The following is a 3,020-nucleotide window of genomic DNA, read 5'->3' on the forward strand; positions in this document are numbered from 1 at the left end:
TACTCACCTTAACGATACTCACGCTGAAGTGGCAATAGAGACTCATCGTTTACTTGAACCTGGTACTATTTTGGCCGCCTTTAAGCCTAGCGTATCGCTTAGTATCATTACTTTATTAGATAAACCTTACTACTTATTAACCCATGAAAAGGGTTTATACAATAATCTTAACAATGACTACAGCTTGGTTGATGCTTATGACGGTAACCAAGTAATAATTGATACCACAATGGCACAACAGTTGGCCAAAGCATCTTATTCTGGAGAGGCTACAATAAGTTCAACTCTCTTACTCACTCCGCCGTTAGACGACTTTCCTAAACAGCACAATGACACTTGGCAGATAAACTTTGCTGATAACATTGGCACCAGCGTTTATATTGAAGCGCAGTCGGGTCGACTTGTCGGCCACAGTGATGAACATACACGTTTAGCCGATATATTTTTTATGCTGCACTTTATGGATTACACCAGTGAAGGCAGTTTTAATAACATCCCTATCATGATTTTTGCATTTATCACTTTATGGTTAACTTTTAGTGGGTTAATTTGGGTGATTGATATGCTCAAGCGCAACAGGTATCGACCCAAATTAAAACGTAGATAATGGCGATTTTAACGTAAGTCGCCCCTAAATTAATGAAATGGAATGTGTATCACACGAAAATGATCATAAAAACGTTATTATTATCCTCTGATTAATGAATATAATCTGTTATTACTTGAAAGATGTTTACTGAAGTAAAGGTCTGTTAAGCTAGCCCCTAATAAACGACTTGGTTAAAGCTAAATGAGAGCAAAGCAGTCAAACTATTGGATCATCGCCATCACTTTGTTCGCACTTGTCGGACAGGGGTTGTTGACTAATGACAGTTTGATGGTGCCGATGGCCCATGCAGAAATGGCTCAAACAATGTCAGCTCAAACCGATAAAACAACCAACACCACATCAGCCATGTCACACAAGGCAATGAAGAACTGCCACGATGATATGCAAAATGCCGTCAATGATGTGGACGAACCTATTGCCACAAAGTTACCGCAAAATAGCTGTTGTAATGGGTCCGGATTTTGCAGCTTGGATTGTAACCACTGTTTAACTATTTCGTTTACCGCCAACCTAATTGATATTCCATTGGCCACGACCAGTATTCCCGTTTACTCTGCACCGCTTACGATGGTTGTTAACCATGTGTCAATCGCTTTCCCTCCCGCGTTCCGCCCTCCTATCGCTTAATTCAATTGATCATTCTTGTGCGTTGAGCACATTCAATATTATTGTTTTTTAGCGTTTATCATCATGCCGGTTGTCAGTATTGTCATGATGAATATCGAGGTTATTATGAAAAAATTCCCATTTTTTAATGTGCTATTAAGTGCATTCGTTGGGGTCATCATCCCCGCAGCTCTCACATCAACTGTTGCTTATGGTGCAGAGCACGATCATGCCCAGCATCAGTCGCAAGCCAGTAAAACCTATACCTGCCCGATGCATCCTGAAGTGATCAGCGATAAAGAGGGGCGCTGTCCCATCTGTAATATGTTTCTCGTTGTCAAAGATGATCAACAAGAGTCCAGCGCAGGCGACACTCAACATCCGATGGCTAACATGCATGGTGCTATTCCAAAAGAACCAAGCCTAGCAGACAAGTTTAACTGATCATTCTTGTGTGTTGAGCACATTCAACATTATTGTTTTTAGCGTTTATCATCATGGCAATCTTCAGTATTGCCATGATGAATATCGAGGTTGTTATGAAGAAATTCCCACTTTCTAGTGTGCTATTAGGCGCGTTTGTTGGGGTAATGATCCCCGCGGCTTTCACATCACCTGTCGCTTATGGCGCAGAGCACGATCATGCCCAGCATCAGTCGCAAGCCAGTAAAACTTATACTTGCCCGATGCACCCTGAAGTGATCAGTGATAAAGAGGGAACCTGCCCCATCTGTAATATGTTTCTCGTCGTCAAAGAAGAGGAAGAAGAGTCCACCATTGACGACACTCAAGATCCAATGGCAAATATGCAAAGTGCGACTCCAGTAAAACAAAGCCAAGCAGATAAGGTATTTAGTCAACCTAAACCCACATTAGTGCCGGCAGCAAATCAGAGCGACAGCACCAACGTAAAATATGTTTGTCCAATGCATCCACATGTGGTGTCCGATGCTCCGGGAACCTGCCCTATTTGCGGGATGAACCTAGAGAAAGTCACCGTTACCGATGCAAGCCAAGAAATTGTTGTCGGTGTTTCTGGCGGGATGCAACAAGCTTTGGGTATGCGAAGCCATGTAGTTGAAAAAACCAGTTTGTCGCGCCAAGTGAATACCATAGGCACGGTGCAATATAATGAAAATGCGATTGGCCATGTGCATACACGCGCAACCGGATGGATAGAAACGCTCACGGTACATAACGTGGGACAACAGATAAAAAAAGGCCAACTTTTATATGAGCTTTATTCACCCGAGCTCGTCAATGCCCAAGACGACTATTCCCAAGCTCAAGACTACCTTTTGCAAGATAAAAAACGAGGTAGCAGTTTATTACTTAAAGCACGTAAACGCTTAGAGCTGCTTGGCGTCGATACCTCGATAATTAATCGTTTAGAAAAAACCGGTGAAACCATTTTTAAAGTGCCTTTTTATGCCCCACAAGATGGCTTTATCAGTAAGCTAACCGTGCGTCATGGCATGTATATTCAGCCTGGAGATACCTTGTTTGAAATCGTTAATTTAGACAGTGTATGGGTCATTGCTGATGTATTTGAAAATGAACAAAGCTGGCTACAACAAGGCCGTAAAGTCAGTGTTAGCGCTGCAGCACAAGGGCTGTTTGATATTGACTCGACAATTGACTATATCTACCCAGAATTAGACCCTGTCACCCGAGCGATGCGAGTGCGGATCAAGCTTAACAATCATAACGATAAACTCAGACCTGGCAGTTTAGTTGATGTGACCTTATTTGGCCTGCCAAAAGATAATGTGCTCACTGTACCAACTGAAGCACTGATCCTTAC

4 protein-coding genes are annotated in these 3,020 nt (G+C 42.5%); all 4 read left to right on the plus strand.

The annotated features are described in order from the left end of the window. A partial coding sequence (locus CXF78_RS18540) for a hypothetical protein (RefSeq protein ID WP_102037582.1) occupies positions 1–607 on the plus strand: 607 nt, incomplete at its 5' end. Positions 608–790: 183 nt separating this feature from the next. Beyond that, positions 791–1,237 carry a CopL family metal-binding regulatory protein gene (locus CXF78_RS18545; RefSeq protein WP_102037583.1) on the plus strand — a complete coding sequence of 149 codons (447 nt, stop codon included), beginning with the start codon at positions 791–793 and terminating at the stop codon, positions 1,235–1,237. Positions 1,238–1,342: 105 nt separating this feature from the next. Next, the gene (locus CXF78_RS18550) at positions 1,343–1,660 is read left to right on the plus strand and encodes a heavy metal-binding domain-containing protein (protein WP_145991559.1); all 318 of its coding nucleotides are present in this window, start codon (positions 1,343–1,345) and stop codon (positions 1,658–1,660) included. 53 nt (positions 1,661–1,713) lie between these two features. Then, the coding region (locus CXF78_RS18555) for an efflux RND transporter periplasmic adaptor subunit (protein WP_257984945.1) at positions 1,714–3,020 on the plus strand (1,307 nt) is incomplete at its 3' end.

The sequence above is a fragment of the Shewanella sp. 11B5 genome, from assembly GCF_002836795.1.
GTDB classification, from domain to species: Bacteria; Pseudomonadota; Gammaproteobacteria; order Enterobacterales; family Shewanellaceae; genus Shewanella; species Shewanella frigidimarina.

Bases quoted from the DNA above. Each gene is read 5' to 3' on its own strand.
- CXF78_RS18545 (WP_102037583.1), top strand. From the start codon at position 791: ATGAGAGCAAAGCAGTCAAACTATTGGATCATCGCCATCACTTTGTTC.
- CXF78_RS18550 (WP_145991559.1), top strand. From the start codon at position 1,343: ATGAAAAAATTCCCATTTTTTAATGTGCTATTAAGTGCATTCGTTGGG.